We start from the raw sequence: 16,498 nt of genomic DNA on the forward strand, positions 1-16,498 counted from the left end.
GGAAAAAGCTTTATTGAAAATCCACTCTTCAAAACCATAGTAAAAGAGGATAAAATCATCGGCCTTGTCACCGCCTATTGGGAAGATGAGGATTTAAAGCAATGGATAGAAGTTGGGATGTTGATTTATGATGCTTCTTTATGGAGCCAAGGAATTGAAACGACGGCTTTAAGCGAATGGCTTCACTACCTTTTTGTCCTGTTTGATTACTTGCCGCACATTGGCTTTACAACCTGGTCAGGTAACAAGGGAATGCAAATACTTGGGTAAAAATGTAACATGAAAAAAGAAGGTGTTATTCGTAAAGTTCGTGACTTGAATGGTGTCTACTACGATTCCATTAAGTATGACATTTTAAGAGAAGAATTGATTATTCAACCGTAAAATAAAAAGGAGTGTGACTGTTTTTGTCACACTCCTTTTTATTAAAGCTAATCGCTGCTGTCACAACTTCTTTTATTTGCTTTTACATAAATTGAAATGGTGTTACATCTTCCATACCGATTAACGGGTCAACACGTTGCTCATTTACCATTTCAAGCGTCAAACGAAAATCTTGCGGTTCAGTCGTCACTGTTTCAATTTTTGTTTGATCTGTTCGAGTTTCAACTGTAACAGGTATTAACTCCGGCTCACTTCGTTCTTTGACAACTTCTACAAAGGGAGGTTCCTCGCCAAGTATCCGTGCTTTTAATGACGTTTGGCGTGCAATGCCTTCACTTTCAATCGCAAATTGATACGCTTGCGGCTCACCTAAAAGGATTAAAAGATCCTTACTTCGCGTCACTGCCGTATACAGTAATTTGCGTTGCAACATGCGGCCATATTGTCTTACCATCGGTAGAATGACCATTTTAAATTCACTACCTTGCGCTTTATGAATAGAACAACTATACGCCAACGTTATTTTATTCCATTCATTGCGTTTATAAGTAATTTCTGATTCATCAAATTGTAGAATCAACTCATCAACCTTATCATCTGTTTCTTTTGCCAAGTTAATACCGACAATTTCACCAATGTCTCCATTAAAAACATTTGATTCGGGACTATTTACCAAATGCAAGACCTTATCACCAATTCGATAAATCTTATCCAACCATTTCACTTCTTTACGCTGTTGTGTTGGATTTGGATTTAATATTTCTTGCATTAATTCATTTAACTGATTAATCCCAGCTTTACCACGATACATGGGAGCTAAAACTTGAATATCTTTCGCGTCAAAGCCCTTGTCTTTCGCACGAATAACAATTTGTTCAACAACTGATTCCATTTGGTTCACCGTACAATTGATAAACGAGCGATCTTTTTTATTAACTGTTAAATCAGGGGGCACTTGACCATTTTTAATTTCATGAGCCAAAGAAATAATCGTTGATCCGTCCTCTTGACGATAAATATCAACTAACTCGCGTTTTGGGATATCTGGAATATCCAATAAATCCGTCAACACCTGACCAGGCCCAACTGAAGGTAATTGATCTTTATCTCCTACAAAAATCACTTGAATTGAAGACGGTAATGATTTTAATAAAGTATTGGCCAGCCACGTATCAACCATCGAAAACTCATCGACAATTAACAGCCCGCCTTCCACTTCTTTCGCTTCCTCACTGCCTTCTTTTTCCCGTCCGGTTAAACCTAACAAACGGTGAATCGTACTTGCGGGTAAGCCTGTTGTTTCATTCATTCTTTTTGCGGCACGACCAGTTGGAGCAGCCAATAGAATAGGAAATACAGCTTGCGTATAATCAGCCGGATCAAGTGACAAGCCATTTAATTCAGCAAATAAATTGACAATTCCGTTAATCACAGTGGTTTTCCCTGTTCCCGGCCCACCCGTCAAAATAAAGAAGGGCGACTGAATCGCTTCCTTAATCGCTTGAATTTGTGAATCACCATATTCAATATCAAAATTATTCTCAATCAAGGCAAGCGTTTCATCTATTTCTTTCTGAGGATATTTAATCTTCTTTTTATTTTCCATCAAGCGTTGAATCGAGGTTGCAATCCCTACCTCTGAAAAATATAAAGACTTTTCATAAAGTTTCGTACCTTCTTGAATAATACGGCCTTCTTCAGCCAATTGAATCATCATGTCTGCCACAAGTTTTGGTTCAAGCGCGACACGACGGCTTTTTTCAAGCGTGTCCAAAGCAAGTTCAAGCAATTGCCTTGCTTCTAAATAGGTATTGCCTGAATTCAGAGAACCTTGAAATAATTCATGAATAATCGCAGCTTGAATCCGTTGAGGTGAGTCAGCTTGAATCCCTAAATGTTCCGCTAAATGATCGGCTTTAGTAAACCCAATTCCTTCAATATCCTCAACAAGTTGATAGGGATTTTCTTCAATAACTTTTAGTGTCTCACTCTTATAAAAACTATAAATCGTAAACGCAAGTTGATTCCCAAAACCATATTGATTTAAGCCAATCACGATTTGTTCCAAGCCGTAATTTTCAGCTAAAGAAGTGGCTAATGTTTGACGCTTTTTCTCGTTTAGCCCGGAAACTTTTTCAAGACAACTAGCATCATTCATAATTTGATCAATCGCGTCAAGTCCCAGTGTGTCTACAATCTGTTCAGCTGTTTTCTTACCAATACCTGGAAATTTATCACTAGATAAATAATGGATAAGTCCGCTCGCCGAGGTCGGCTTATTTTTTTCATAGTGACTGACTTGAAACTGGTCGCCATAACGAGGATGGTTTACAATTTTACCGTAAAAGCGATAATTTTCTTCTTCTTGGATTTGCCCAAAAGTACCGGTCACGACGATTTCTTTTTCAAGATAATCAGTATTCGTTTCCGTGACAGTGACCAACATCACTTTGTAGAAGTTGTTTGCATTTTCAAAAAAAATCGCCTCTATTTTCCCTGCAATAAAATCATCACGTACTTCATCTAAAGCCAATTGCTCCAATTTGTTCCCTCCTCGCTGCTCTTATTTATGCTAGAAATGATGTATCATTCCATTGTTTCATTTTAAATTGACCTTTACTGTAGTCAAGAATTGTTAGACTATTATTCGCTAGTCCACCGTCTTCTCTTAGTCTGTCTAGCGGTTTTCCTAACAGATGCTGAATACAGCCTGTTAAAGAAGCACCGTGACCGACAAAAAGGATTGGACCTGTTGGATAATCATTCATTGCTTGTTCAACGACAGTACGCATACGTTCAAGCATCTTCACATAACTCTCACCGTGAAAAGCTTCAGGATGGTACTGACTTGGATCATGTCGCATGGCATATAACGCTTTAGGATATCGTGCTTTACTGGTACTAATCTTTTGACCTTCTAAATCCCCATAACCTAATTCACGAAAATTTTCTTCAAAATGAATCGGAACGGGTGCTTTTTGACAAGTTAAAATTCCCTCGGCGGTCTCTCTCGCACGTCGCGAAGGACTACAAAAACACACTTCAAAATCCACCGGTGTCAAGACCTGACCTAACAATTCAATTTGCTGGTAACTTGTCTTAAGTAACGGTGAATCACCAAAACGCCCTTGCAGACGCATTTCTTTATTCCATTCTGTTTTTCCGTGTCGAACAAAATACAATTCCATGACAACAGCCTCCTAGCTTAGTTTATCATTGTCGTAAATGTGTGTTTTCTCTAACCCGATAAAATCTTGTTGGCGTAACGCTTCGTAAATAACTAAAGCAGCCGTATTTGATAAATTTAATGAACGAACATGTTCGTCGTTCATTGGCACACGAATACATTGTGCTTCATAATCACGCATAAAGTTTTCAGGTAAGCCCGTTGTTTCTTTACCAAAAATAAAGTAATGATCTTCGCCATCCGCATAATTAACATCACTATAGGTATGTCTTGCAAACTTTGAAACTAAATGTAGTGGTTTTCCTTCAATTGACTCTAGAAAGGCCTCTAAATTTGGATAGTATTTAATATTCACATCATGCCAGTAATCTAAACCAGCTCTTTTAAGATGTTTGTCATCGGTTAAAAACCCTAAAGGTTCAATCAGATGAAGTGGCGTATTAGTAGCTGCACATGTACGCGCAATATTGCCCGTATTGGCAGGAATTTGTGGTTCAAATAAAACGATATGATTCATTTTAGTATCTTCTTTCTTTGTGAATTTTAGGCATAAAAAAAACGTATCGCCTCGGTGTCATTTCACTGCGAGTCGTTACGTTGATGATTGTCATTTCATCAACTTTTATCAGAACAGGAATCTGATAAAAACCGCTGAAATTGACGTTGGGACCATTGTATCACTTTGCACAAAAAGAAGCAACCCTTCTTTACTTTTGTCCAATTAAAATTTTCAAATCAATTGTCAGTTCTGAAAATGGATGTTGTTGTGCGTACAAACGGGCCTCTTGACTCGCCCCCCAATGTAAGGGTGACATTTTTAAAATGTGTTCATAATTTTCAGGTGTTACCTTAATTTTATAGGTCACACGCTCTTCAGAAATCAAGGTTAGATTTTCCTTAAATTTCAAATCAGTATGTTCATTTGAATATGTCAACTTTTCAGGTTCGTCTTTAAAAAATAACATACGCAACTCTTTCAAATAGTCACTTTCTGGAATGATTTTAATAATCTGACCCGTTGGTTTTAAAACACGTTTTACTTCTTCATAAGAAACAGGTGACAACATATTGAGTATCAGATCTAATTTTGCATCCTCCATCGGAACTTGAGTCACGTCGCCTAAAAACCAAAAAGCTTGTGCATTATAATCACTGGCCATTTGAACCCCATCTTTTGATAAGTCAAAACCACTGGTAAAGCCCTTAAACTCTGTCTCAAGTATCAGTTGATTTAGGAAACTTCCTTCACCACAACCCATCTCAACAATGCTTTCGTAGTCAGAAAAAGCAACTTTTTCTTTAAGAACATCTAGCACAGGCTGATAAAGTCCCGCCAAAATCATTGCACGTCGATGTGTTAACATTTCTTGATCATAATCACTAATCATATGATGATTCGGAAAATGAATCGTGCCTTTCTTAGAAAGATCATAACGATGACCATTCACACAGACTAAACTCTGGGGTTCTTTGAAACTCATTTTCTCCTGACAATTCAAGCAACAAAAGTATTGCTCATATTTTTTTAAAAACTCTTGGCTATAGGTAATCTTTTTCTTTAACATGCGGTCACTATCCTTATTTTTTCGTACTCCTATCATAACATAATTCATGAACCTGAAAAGACTTCTTTGTGCTATACTAAGGGAAGATACTGATAGAAAGGCTGGAAGAAGAAACGTGTTAATTAAAGAATTTTGTGCAGAAAACTTTACTCAAATTCCCAGAGCCATTGCAGCGGGCGCAAAAAGAATTGAACTTTGCGATAATCTGACTGTCGGCGGCACAACTGTCAGTAAAGGCGTTCTGATTGAAACTAAAAAATATTGTGATAAAAAAAATATCCCCGTGATGGTGCTTATACGTCCACGTGGCGGTAACTTTGTTTATAATGACATTGAACTTAAGATTATGGAGCACGATATCTTAGAAGCTAAAAAAATGGGCGTCAGTGGCGTTGTCATCGGTTGCTTGGACGAAAGCGGTTGGTTAGATGAAGAAGCCATGAAACTCTTAATTGCAGCTGCAGAAGGTATGCAAATTACGTTTAGTATGGCATTTGATGTGATGCCAAAAGATAATCAATTTCAAGCGATTGATTGGTTAGTTCATCATGGTGTCGACCGCATTTTGACTCATGGTGGACCTCTTTCAACACCTATAGAAATCCAACTAGAATATATTCGCGATTTAATTTCTTATGCAAATCAACGTATTCTAATTTTACCTGGTGGTGGCATTACTTTTGAGAATGTTGAAAGTATTTCATCTTTCTTAAAAGTGAATGAAATTCATGGCTCACAAATTGTGAATCTAAATTTCTTATAAAAAATAAAGTGTGTGTTTAAGTTTAACAAAAAAAACTTAAACACACACTTTTTAATTCGAGTAGAACATAGTTTTAATGCTTTACGTTAGACAAAAAACGACATGAAAAGACTAGCAATATTGAAATAAATCAACACACTCGTTAAGTCACTGAGGGTTGTAATAAATGGTCCACTGGCAACAGCCGGGTCGAACCCTAGTTTTTCCATTAACATCGGAATTAAACTACCCGCTAAGTTAGCAACCGTAATGGCACACAGCATCGCAATACCAATCACCAAACCTAATACGAAATTATTTTTCCATAAACCAATTACGACACAAATGACCGCACCGGTTACTAGACCCGTAATAACACCTGTCAGTACTTCATTTAAAATTAATCGCACAAAGCCTGCATCTTTATCATCCGAAATGGCCAAACGACGCACCGCAACCGCTAAAGACTGTGTCCCTGCATTACCAGCTGTTCCTGTGATCAATGAAATAAAGACCGCTAAAATACTCGCTTCATTAATCATCACTTCATAGTGACTAATTAAGGTAGCTGTAGACATTCCTAAAAAGAGTAAAGTAATCAACCATGGTAGTCGCTTACTTGAGGCTTTTAAAGGCGTTTCTGCGACTGCTTCAACGTCAACCCCGGCCAAACCAGAGTAATCACTTGCCGCTTCATCATCAATAACATCAATAATATCATCAACCGTAATAATCCCTAATAAACAATCTTCATAATCAATAACTGGCACGGCAAGGAAATCGTAGTCACGAATCATTTTGGCAACATCTTCTTGATCATCGCCGACTCGCACAGAAATCACACGCTCATTCATGATATCCGCAATCATCATCTCATCATCACTCACGATTAAGTCCCGCAAGGAAATAACACCCACTAGTGTTTCGTCTTCACGAATCACATAAATATAGTAAATAATTTCAGCCGTTAACGCTTTTTTCTTCAAGAGTGTCAAAGCCGATTTAACAGTTTGATTGGCGACAATTGCCACATAATCAGTTGTCATAATAGAGCCAGCTGTTTTATCCTCATAATGCAGTAACTCTTTAATATCTTCGACTTTTTCTGATTTCATGGTACTCAAAAAGCGAGCAACCGTTGCTTTATCTAATTGATTTAAAATATCCACCGCATTATCGGTATACATCTCGGTTAACATTTCCGCAGCGTAACTTGGACGCATCTCAGCTAAAAACTCTTTGACGTCTTCATGTTCTTCTTCAATCACGTCAAATAGATTCGCCATTTCATAGGGCGATAGAAAATGATAGATTTTTTGGCGTTCATTCTCATCTAACGATAAGTAGAACTGCGCCTCTTCATAGAGATGCCAATCCAGAAAGACGTCCCTAAAAGTCGTCATGTCTTCTTTACGCAAGACCTCTTTTAGCCAATCGAATTGTTCTTCTATTTCTAGTGTTTCTGTCATTTCATCGCCTTCTTTTCCTCAAATTAACAGACTATCATGTCTTGAGGTAACGGCTGATAGAATGTCAATTTTTCATTTGTAAATGGGTGTCTTAAGTCAAGCTGCGTACAGTGCAAAGCTTGACGTTCGATGCCTTTATCCATATCCCCACCGTACATCGAATCACCTAAAAGTGGGCACCCAATTGCTTCAAAATGAACTCTTATTTGGTGAGTTCGCCCTGTATGTAATTGAATTAAAACAGTTGCGGTCTGTTCATCGCGCTCTTTCAACGTATATTCAGTCAAGGCATATTGCCCCTCTGGTGTCACTTGGCGTTTAATGAGCGACTCATAGTCACGACCAATTGGTAGCTCAATCTCACTTGTCTCTTCAAGTGACGCTACGTTTCCACCAACTAAAGCTGTATAAAACTTCTTAAGTTCACGACTTCGCAACTGTTTATCAAGCATTGCATGCGCAAAGCCATGTTTTGCAAAAAGCATCAGTCCACTTGTGTCACGATCAAGACGTGTCACAACATGGACCACCCGATTTACATATCCTTTCTGATTATAGTAGAATTTCACACGATTTGCCATAGTATTTTCAGGATGATACTGCGAAGGAATTGAAGCTACATCTGACGGCTTGTTGACAACTAAGAGATGTTCATCCTCAAACACGATATCTATTGGCTCCTCAGTTGGTACAAGCGTCTCATGTTCACCCTCATCAGGAATGACAATCATTACTTCGTCCCCAACATCAAGAACATAGCGGACCGTCTGTTCAACTTGATTGACCAGCAACTGTCCGCCTTGAAATTTTATTTTTGCGAGTAATTTTTTTGATACACCGCATTGCTTAATAAATGTTTTTAACGTCAGATTTGGTTCTGACACATACCACGTAAATCTCATTTTAGTCGTCCTTATCTTACATATTTCCAATAAATGCATCATTCACACGACGCCAGAAATGAGTATGGCGATAAGACGCAAAATGAATTTGTTTATCTGATACTTTAAAATACGCAGAGGCTAAATTAACTTGCGACTCAACAAAGTGATCAATATGTAACTGATACTTATCATCGCGTTTCAAGTCAATCCGAATCCAATCATCTTCCGCAATAATAAGGGGTGACCCTAATGAGCGAAAGACACGATTATTAATTGAGGCAATCTCATTCATTTGAATCGCTTTGACGCGCGGATTAACCACCGCGCCCCCTAAACTTTTACTGTAGGCTGTTGAGCCTGTTGGTGTTGAAACCGACAGACCATCACCACGATACTTTTCAAAAAACTCGTCACGAATATAGACTTCTGCAACCATTGTTCGTTCAATATTACGAATTGTCGCTTCATTCAGTGCAATATATTTCCGATCCGGTTGGCCATCACTATAACTGAGAATGACATCAAGTAACGGATATGACACACTTTGTTCTGTTTCATAAATCAAACTTTCAACTAGTAGATCAATTTCGTAATCACGCCAGTCAGTATAAAAACCTAAATGACCCGTATGGACACCGATAAAACGAATCTCATCCAGACGGTCACTATATTTGTGGAAGGCGTTTAAAAGGGTTCCATCCCCCCCAATTGTAATCACAACTGATGGTTGATCACAATCGAGGTCAAAGCCCGCTTTTTTTAATTTATCGGTTAATTCAGCCGCAACATTTTGCGATTTTTCCGCATGATTAGCGCTGATTGCTATTTTCATAGGCCTCCTCACTTTCTTTTTTCAAGAAGCTTTCAACTAACGCAGATTGTTCATACAGTTTTTCCATATCGAATAAATTGCGATAATTGAACTCATATTGTGCCTCTTGAATCTCATCTCTAATTTTAGACATTTCTTCATCTAAAAAGTAAGCCGCTTCGGCTGTTTTTTGTAATCGGGTATGAATTTCTTCTGGAAACTCACCTTGATACTTATAATTTAACGAATGTTCAATCGTCGCCCAAAAGTTCATTGATAATGTTCTGATTTGAATTTCAACGTAAATAATTTTTTCACCAGAAATCAATTGAACCGGGTACTCAAGCACCACATGATAAGAGCGATAACCGCTATCCTTTTTGTGCGCAATGTAGTCCATTTCATAAATAATGTTGAAGTCTTTACGGTCTTGTAGTAATTTGACAACTTCGTAAATATCTTCGACAAACTGACACATAATTCTTAAACCAGCAATATCATACATTTCTTCTTGAATACGATCCGGATGAATGTTTCGAGTTTGACATTTAGCTAGAATACTATCGACTGGTTTAACGCGTCCTGTAACGAATTCAACTGGTGCGTGTAAATTATTTTCGCGATATTCTTTGCGAATATTCTTTAATTTTACTTTCATTTCAGAAACCGCCTGCTCATAAGGAGCCAAAAATAAATCCCAATTGCGTTGCATTTTTCATCATCTCCATTTTTCTTGCGTATCCAGAGTATATTTTATCACAGTCCCGACTAAAACGTTAGCGACGAGTGAGCATTACTTAAAATTTGTAATAATCTGAAAAATCACTAAAATAGAGATGAGGTGAAGAAATGGCGAAAGAATTAGAAATTGAATTTAAAAATATGCTAACAGCAACAGAATACCAAGAGTTAATTAACCTATATTCTGATAAGAATGCCACACATATTGTCCAAACAAACTATTATTTTGATACCCCAAACCAAGATTTAAAACAAAAAAAGATGGGCTTACGCATTCGTGAAAAAAGTCTACCCCATGAATTAACACTTAAGGTACCGACGACTGATCAACATGCATTAGTTGAAGTCACTGACCATCTAACTGAACAAGAAAAAAACGACTTCTTAAACAAAATGATTTTTCCAACAAACAGTCATGTCAGAGAAGTTTTACTAGAAAACGGGATTCAGATTGACACAATCGAGCGGATCGGTGAGCTTTCAACTGATCGTCTTGAATCGACGCAACATCTGCCACATCTGATTGTCATTGATAAAAGTACCTTCTATGGTCATATCGACTACGAGCTTGAGATGGAGACAAATGATTCAAGGACTGGTGAGGTGTTCTTTAAAAACTTCTTAAAAGAGCACCACATTCCCGAGCGTCCTGCGGATAAAAAGATTGCCAGAATGCTATTCTACAAAGAAAAATAATAACTCCTAAAATGAGAACGCTCGTTTTCTTTCACAATTTTAGTATTTTCTGATAAATTATAGATAAGGTTTAAATTACCTAGTTTATTTAGGAGGGGTATAAATTGATTGAAATTTATCTTTTTGTGAATCCTTTAGATAAGCACTGTTTGGATATTGAAAAAAAATTTTTGAACATCATTAATAACGAGTCTCAAAAAATACATTTTCGTGTGATTCCTATTATTAATCTCAAAATCATTCATCAGTTCTTAAAAAGAAAAAATCTTGAGTCAAAAGGACTCGAGTATCGCAATGAATTATTTACTTCAATCTACTCTGCTTGCCTAGATCTTAAGGCAGCACAGTTACAAGGAATGCACATGAGTAAAAAGCTATTATTACTCTTACAAGAGGCTGTTGGTGTGGGAGATATTCCTTATTCACCTGAGCTAGCCCTTCATTTGATTCAAAAAATCGGTGCCGATGTTGAAACCTTTAAAGAAGACCGTGATTCAAAATTAGTACAACGTTGCTTCCAAAAAGACCAACAAATTGCGCAAGAGATGAGTGTTTCTGACTATTCAACTGCCGTTATTTTTAATTACGATTCTCATGAAGACTTTGGCATTTTAGTTGATGCAAATCTCTCTGAGAGACACATCAGTCGACTAATCCAAGCAAGCAGCACTTCAAATTTAGCTACCAATCGATTTGGTAAATCTACTCTTCCTGAAGAGTTTTATTTTAACTAGTCAAATAGCAACACGATTGCACAAATTAAAAGGCATCGAACACAACATAATCCGTGTTCGATGCCTCATTTGTGTTATGCCACTTCTTTCTTTAGAACATACTTATCAATCGTCAGAAAAACAAAGCCAATAGCTGCTGCTCCGAGTGTGAAAATCATTAAACGTTGCCACATAAAGCCATGCGTGATTAATAGACCAGAGACACCAATCAAATAAAAGCCAATGATAGGTATTTTTAAGCTGGATGGTAAAAATTTTATATCTTCGTCATTGCTTTCACTTGTTTCTGCAGCTTGTTTTGCTTGATGTTTTTGATACAAAATTTCTGCTACAGAACAGCAGACCGCAACTACAAAGGCAAAACCAAGTATGCTTAAAACTTTGGTTAGTTGAAAACCTTTTGACACGATATCTTCCCAAGCTAACATTGAGCCCATGATTAGAAATAGTAACAAATAGTTTAACCCAATCGTCTTAAATTTCTGCGCATTTTCCATTTTAGTTTCCTCCTCTTTCTGAACTGTTTTCCGTATCACCGCCAACTGATATTTTATTATTCAATAACTTACCACATGCAACAAAGCCAAATCCAATTACTAACGCCCCCTGCGTATAGATGAGTAATTTAGACCAATTCCAGCCATATTCAAAAATAATTCTAAAAATTGCAAAAACAATAATTGTAACAGCAAAAAATTTATAATTATTTGTGAAAAGAAGAAATTCTTTTTGTTTAGCTTCTTTGTCTTTAGCTTGTTTTCTTTCAAGCCACCACAGAATAATCAAATTAAAAAGAAAAAGAACGAGAGCTAAAATCAAGAGCATCACTAAATTGTTAATTTCATCTTTAAGATTAAAATTTTTCAAGGCCACTCTTTCCCAAAAATAAATCAAGTAGATAAAAAGACTATAAATAACTGTATAATAGATATTTTGTTTGAACAATACTTTATTATTCTTGATCAACAGCTCTTTTTTATTTATTACCTTTATTATACACTAAAACCAATTGAATTATTAGAGAATTCTCATTTTAATTAAAAAATCACTACTTTTATTTTTATAAATTATGCTATACGACTTAATTTGATTAGGTTTCTTATACAAAAATATTTAATGTATATTTATTGAATTTTTTAACAAATAGTTAACATTAATCGTTTATACTATTTATACTCAAAGAAAAGGTGGTGATTCAATTGAAAGCAAAAATTAATAGTTGGACTTTATTTGTTTCATTTTTAATTATGACATTAATCGTGCTCTCAATTAGTCTCGTTTTAGCAAATGACTACTCACTATTTAGTAGCCAATTCGTCGCAACAACGGTTTCAACAGCAACGCAACATGTAGAAACATTAGTTGAAATTCCAAATGATAATCTATTCAACACAGGATTCTTTATCCTACCATTGATTTCATTAATTCCAACGCTCTTCTTTTTAGCTAAACATTTATATGAAAAAGTATCTGTACAACAAGATACTGATCCAATCACAGACGCACCACTCTAAAAATAAAACGAATTCGCCATTACTTGTTTTTTTTCAAGCGATGGCGAATTCGTTTTTATAGTTTTTACCATTTCTTTCGTTTTAAGAGCACTAGAATAACGAGTAGTGTCAACATACCAATACTAAAGAAACTCATACTCCGCCAATTCCAACCATTTTCAAAATAAATTAACATGTTGCCATATACAAGCCAAAAAACATACGACGTGACAACTTGAGAAAATTTTGGTCCAAATTCAGCTTGTAATTTTTCATCCGTCACGTTTTCTTTTTTTATGGTAATAAATTTTTTGATTTTATATTGTGTGTAAAATACTTCACCAACTACAGTGACAACCATGATGACTAACAAAATAATTATCAAAATCTGATTGTCAGATCCAAAGGCTTCCGGAGCGATTAATCCTAATAAGAGAAGAAAAACAAAAAACATCACACAACGAATCAAATTTAACTTAATTTGTTCTTTCTGAATCTTCTTTTGTACGGTCATCTCAATCTCCTCCAATCACTTTTTATTACACCTTTATTATACTACATTCGAAGAATGTATGAAAAAAACACGCCATTACTGACGTGTTTTCTGCATTATATTCTAAAATGTTGAGACTAATTTTTCTAATTCATTTAAGCGTGTTTCGAAAACTTTCATGGCAGAATCAATGTAGTCTCTTTGCGTCATGTCAACACCAGCACGTTTCATAACCTCGATTGGGTAATCGCTGTTACCTGATTTCAAATAAGTTAGATACTTATCTAATGCACCTTCTTCACCCTTAACAATTTTATCTGCTAAAGCTGATGCTGCTGAGAAACCTGTTGAATATTGGTAAACATAGTAATTGTAGTAGAAATGAGGAATTCGACTCCATTCATAAGCAATTTCAGGATCTTTTTCGACTGCATCTCCATAATATTTTGCATTCAATCCTGCATAATAATCACTTAAATATTCACTTGTTAAAGGCACACCTTTAGCATCTTCAGTATGGATAAAGTGTTCAAACTCAGCGAATTGTGTTTGACGGAAAATGGTGCCCTTAAAGCCATCTAAATAATGATTTAAAACAAAAGCTCGTACTTTTGGATCTGTTTCTGTTTCAAGTAAATGCTCTGTTAAAATATTTTCGTTTGTTGTTGAAGCAATTTCAGCTAAGAAAATTGAGTAATCACCATAAACGTAAGGTTGATTGCTACGAGTGTAGTAACTATGCACACTGTGTCCTAACTCATGAACCAATGTATAAAGATGATTTAAACTGTCATGCCAGTTTAATAGAATATATGGTTTAGTATCATAGCTTCCTGATGAATAAGCACCACCACGTTTACCTTTATTTTCAACAATATCAATCCAACGTGTATCAAAGGCTTCTTCTAAAATACTTGCATAGTCTTCACCTAAAGGTTTTAAAGCTGTTAACGTTTTTTCTTTTGCTTCTTCATAAGTATATTTAATTGGTGCGTCTCCTAAAATTGGAGTATACATGTCATACATATGTAAAGTATCCACACCTAGTAATTTTTTACGCAACGCTACATAACGATGTAATAATGGTAAATTTTCATGAACCACTTCTAATAATGTATCATAAACAGATTCTGGAATATGGTTAGCACTTAATGCTGCGTGACGTGCTGAATCATAGTGATGGACTTTAGCATTAAAATTATGTTTCTTAACGTGTGAAGAAAGTGTACTTGCAAACGTATTTCTAAATTGTTCATACACTTCGTAAAGTCCTTCAAAGGCTTCTTTACGAACTTCACGTTTCGTACTTTCCATTAATTGACCATAAAGTCCACCAGAAAGTTCCACTTTTTCGCCATCATCACCTGTCACAACAGGGAATTTTAAATCAGCATTGTTTAAAATACTAAAAGTATTACTTGACGCATCTAAAACTTCACTGGCAGCCGCTAGCAATGCTTCTTCATTTGAAGATAAAACGTGTGCACGGTTATCTGTTAATTGTTTAACGTAATGACGGTACAATTCTAAGTCTTTATTTTCAACAAAATATGCATCGATTTCAGCATCTGATAATGTTAGCACTTCTGGTTGGAACCAGGCAACCGCTTCGCCTGCTTGAGCTGCTAATGTGCTAGCTTTGGCATAAAGTGCTTGATATTCAGTATTAGCTGTATCTTGGTCATTTTTTAAATGTGAATACACATAAATTTTTTCAACAAAACGGAATAGTTCTAACGTACTTTCTAAAGCAGTTTGGAAAGCTTTAGCACCATTTTTTAAAGTGCCTTCATATTCTTTTGTTGCTGTAATCATTTTTTTAGCTTCGGCAAAAGCTTCTTCAACTTCTGCTTCCGTTTTAAAGATATAAGTTAAATCCCATTTTTGATTTTCAGATACTTCTGAACGTAACGGTAATGATTTTGTTTCTGTCATGTGATGACTCCTCTCGATTCGATAATCTGTGTTTATCATATCATATTCTAATCTGATTTAGGGTTCGAAACGACTATTTTTCACAGTTTGTTCAAATTATTATTCTTACCAAAGAGAACAAGCTAAAAAAATTATGAGACAGTCACCTTAACTTCTAATCATGGTGCCGATTACTGCAAGCGAAATAATTTGATGCGATAAGGGATTTGTATTTCTTCTGTAATTTTTCGTAATTCATGCTCCAACCAGGTATCACTGTCACAACGTTTATCGTTCCAATAATAATATTGTGCCTTCACTTGAACAAAATCAAATTCAATCAAACGTTGAACATAAAGACGCAAACGATAACTGATTACTTTTTTTATGGGAAAGAGAGTCTGAATGTCAGATAATTCTTCCGGGACTTGCTTTTCAGAAACATACCGTTGCAATTCTTCTCGTGACATGCTCTTTTCTTGTTTAATTTGTTGCACCAATTCCCATCTCAAAATCAATTCTGCTTCACCCAAAAATAAATCTGATAAGGACAGGCAATGGTAATACAACGGCAGCTGTAATAAGTTTTCATGCTGACAATAAAAATATTCTTGCAACAGCATCTCAGGAACACGTCGATTATAAAGACTGCGTTGCCACATCAAACGTTGTGCTTTGGTCACTTCATAAAGTGAACGCGGAACCACACGCGAATGACGAATCAATTTAATCGCTGTGAAAACTTCAAATAAACTCTGATTTTCTAATGAAAAAACACGCAGACTACTTGTCAGACGCCCTTCATTTAGACACATACCATAAGAAAGAACCAACTCACTCGTTTCGACACGGAGGCCAAAGCTATAATAGCCTAAGCAATTTGAAAACTGAATAAATTGTTGTTGTCCTTTACTAAGTGGACCCTTTTTTCCAAATGAAAAGAGTTCTTGGCCTAGTATCCAAAGTACTTCATAGCCATGTTTTTGATAATTATCCGTTCGCTCCTTCAAACGCTCAAAATTTAGCGGACTACATTGGAACTCAAGTGCCAATTTTTGCTCAACTAAAACGTCCGGACGCTGTTTTAATTCCGGTAAGTAAGCTTCTAATTCAACTGGAATCTGATGATGACAACAATTTTGATATAACAAGGTTTTTCCAGCGAGATGCTCGCGTGTTTCGCCTTCCGAAAAACTTTGACACTCAGAATCTTTACCATGCGCAAAATGCATTTGTTTAATCCGACCTGCTTTTAAAATGACGGGTTCCTGACAATCACAACAAAACCAATTCATCTTTTTTAACTGTTTCACTTCATCACGCTTGATTCTCGTTAAATCAATTAGCTCACCTGCTTGATTTTTTGCAAAAAACATCTGCACTCT

The 16,498-nt window shown here is 36.1% G+C and carries 19 protein-coding genes; 6 read left to right on the plus strand and 13 right to left on the minus strand.

The window, feature by feature from the left end; translation table 11 throughout:
• The first annotated feature begins 36 nt into the window (after positions 1-36).
• Positions 37-270 carry a GNAT family N-acetyltransferase gene (locus ESZ54_RS00925; RefSeq protein WP_275426527.1) on the plus strand — a complete coding sequence of 78 codons (234 nt, stop codon included), beginning with the start codon at positions 37-39 and terminating at the stop codon, positions 268-270.
• Positions 271-279: 9 nt separating this feature from the next.
• Positions 280-384 carry an N-acetyltransferase gene (locus ESZ54_RS12615; RefSeq protein WP_136135793.1) on the plus strand — a complete coding sequence of 35 codons (105 nt, stop codon included), beginning with the start codon at positions 280-282 and terminating at the stop codon, positions 382-384.
• Between the two features lie 82 nt (positions 385-466).
• Here ESZ54_RS12615 and recD2 read toward each other — a convergent pair whose 3' ends face one another.
• The 4 genes from recD2 to ESZ54_RS00950 all read right to left on the minus strand — a co-directional run bounded on the left by recD2 (position 467) and on the right by ESZ54_RS00950 (position 5,184).
• On the minus strand, positions 467-2,926 hold the full coding sequence (gene recD2, locus ESZ54_RS00935; protein ID WP_204249491.1) for an SF1B family DNA helicase RecD2: 2,460 nt from the start codon (positions 2,924-2,926) through the stop codon (positions 467-469).
• 25 nt (positions 2,927-2,951) lie between these two features.
• Complete coding sequence (locus ESZ54_RS00940) at positions 2,952-3,572, minus strand: histidine phosphatase family protein (RefSeq protein WP_136135794.1); 621 nt, start codon at positions 3,570-3,572, stop codon at positions 2,952-2,954.
• 12 nt (positions 3,573-3,584) lie between these two features.
• Positions 3,585-4,088, minus strand: a complete 504-nt coding sequence (trmL, locus tag ESZ54_RS00945; protein WP_136135795.1) for a tRNA (uridine(34)/cytosine(34)/5-carboxymethylaminomethyluridine(34)-2'-O)-methyltransferase TrmL — start codon at positions 4,086-4,088, stop codon at positions 3,585-3,587.
• A 190-nt stretch (positions 4,089-4,278) separates the two neighbouring features.
• Positions 4,279-5,184, minus strand: coding sequence for a methyltransferase domain-containing protein (locus ESZ54_RS00950; RefSeq protein ID WP_136135796.1), 906 nt, complete (start codon positions 5,182-5,184; stop codon positions 4,279-4,281).
• Positions 5,185-5,251: 67 nt separating this feature from the next.
• Here ESZ54_RS00950 and ESZ54_RS00955 point away from each other — a divergent pair, with 67 nt between their 5' ends.
• The gene (locus ESZ54_RS00955; RefSeq protein WP_239433716.1) at positions 5,252-5,899 is read left to right on the plus strand and encodes a copper homeostasis protein CutC; all 648 of its coding nucleotides are present in this window, start codon (positions 5,252-5,254) and stop codon (positions 5,897-5,899) included.
• 86 nt (positions 5,900-5,985) lie between these two features.
• Here the strand turns inward: ESZ54_RS00955 and mgtE are convergent, their stop codons facing one another.
• Genes mgtE through yjbM form a run of 4 tightly spaced genes read right to left on the minus strand, consistent with a single transcriptional unit; the run spans position 5,986 to position 9,754 of the window.
• Positions 5,986-7,347 (minus strand): magnesium transporter, encoded by a 1,362-nt coding sequence (gene mgtE, locus ESZ54_RS00960; protein WP_136135798.1) that lies wholly within the window; start codon positions 7,345-7,347, stop codon positions 5,986-5,988.
• A gap of 23 nt (positions 7,348-7,370) precedes the next feature.
• Positions 7,371-8,249, minus strand: a complete 879-nt coding sequence (locus ESZ54_RS00965; protein ID WP_136135799.1) for an RluA family pseudouridine synthase — start codon at positions 8,247-8,249, stop codon at positions 7,371-7,373.
• Positions 8,250-8,265: 16 nt separating this feature from the next.
• Positions 8,266-9,063 (minus strand): NAD kinase, encoded by a 798-nt coding sequence (locus ESZ54_RS00970; protein ID WP_136135800.1) that lies wholly within the window; start codon positions 9,061-9,063, stop codon positions 8,266-8,268.
• Positions 9,041-9,754: a GTP diphosphokinase gene (gene yjbM / locus ESZ54_RS00975; protein ID WP_136135801.1), complete on the minus strand. Its 714-nt coding sequence runs from the start codon at positions 9,752-9,754 to the stop codon at positions 9,041-9,043. Before yjbM ends, ESZ54_RS00970 begins: the two co-directional genes overlap by 23 nt.
• Before the next feature lie 137 nt (positions 9,755-9,891).
• Here yjbM and ESZ54_RS00980 point away from each other — a divergent pair, with 137 nt between their 5' ends.
• Complete coding sequence (locus ESZ54_RS00980; protein WP_136135802.1) at positions 9,892-10,479, plus strand: CYTH domain-containing protein; 588 nt, start codon at positions 9,892-9,894, stop codon at positions 10,477-10,479.
• A gap of 104 nt (positions 10,480-10,583) precedes the next feature.
• Positions 10,584-11,213, plus strand: coding sequence for a DsbA family protein (locus tag ESZ54_RS00985; RefSeq protein WP_136135803.1), 630 nt, complete (start codon positions 10,584-10,586; stop codon positions 11,211-11,213).
• A 74-nt stretch (positions 11,214-11,287) separates the two neighbouring features.
• Here ESZ54_RS00985 and ESZ54_RS00990 read toward each other — a convergent pair whose 3' ends face one another.
• Positions 11,288-11,710, minus strand: a complete 423-nt coding sequence (locus tag ESZ54_RS00990) for a hypothetical protein (protein ID WP_136135804.1) — start codon at positions 11,708-11,710, stop codon at positions 11,288-11,290.
• Position 11,711: 1 nt separating this feature from the next.
• The gene (locus ESZ54_RS00995) at positions 11,712-12,080 is read right to left on the minus strand and encodes a hypothetical protein (protein WP_136135805.1); all 369 of its coding nucleotides are present in this window, start codon (positions 12,078-12,080) and stop codon (positions 11,712-11,714) included.
• A 332-nt stretch (positions 12,081-12,412) separates the two neighbouring features.
• Here ESZ54_RS00995 and ESZ54_RS01000 point away from each other — a divergent pair, with 332 nt between their 5' ends.
• Positions 12,413-12,727 (plus strand): hypothetical protein, encoded by a 315-nt coding sequence (locus tag ESZ54_RS01000; RefSeq protein ID WP_136135806.1) that lies wholly within the window; start codon positions 12,413-12,415, stop codon positions 12,725-12,727.
• A gap of 64 nt (positions 12,728-12,791) precedes the next feature.
• Here the strand turns inward: ESZ54_RS01000 and ESZ54_RS01005 are convergent, their stop codons facing one another.
• The 3 genes from ESZ54_RS01005 to ESZ54_RS01015 form a co-directional block, all read right to left on the minus strand.
• On the minus strand, positions 12,792-13,220 hold the full coding sequence (locus ESZ54_RS01005; protein ID WP_136135807.1) for a hypothetical protein: 429 nt from the start codon (positions 13,218-13,220) through the stop codon (positions 12,792-12,794).
• Between the two features lie 102 nt (positions 13,221-13,322).
• Positions 13,323-15,134 (minus strand): oligoendopeptidase F, encoded by a 1,812-nt coding sequence (gene pepF / locus ESZ54_RS01010; RefSeq protein WP_136135808.1) that lies wholly within the window; start codon positions 15,132-15,134, stop codon positions 13,323-13,325.
• Positions 15,135-15,304: 170 nt separating this feature from the next.
• On the minus strand, positions 15,305-16,489 hold the full coding sequence (locus ESZ54_RS01015) for a competence protein CoiA (protein ID WP_136135809.1): 1,185 nt from the start codon (positions 16,487-16,489) through the stop codon (positions 15,305-15,307).
• Positions 16,490-16,498 lie beyond the last annotated feature (9 nt).

The sequence above is a fragment of the Vagococcus silagei genome, assembly GCF_004795745.1.
In the GTDB taxonomy this organism is placed as follows: Bacteria; Bacillota; Bacilli; order Lactobacillales; family Vagococcaceae; genus Vagococcus; species Vagococcus silagei.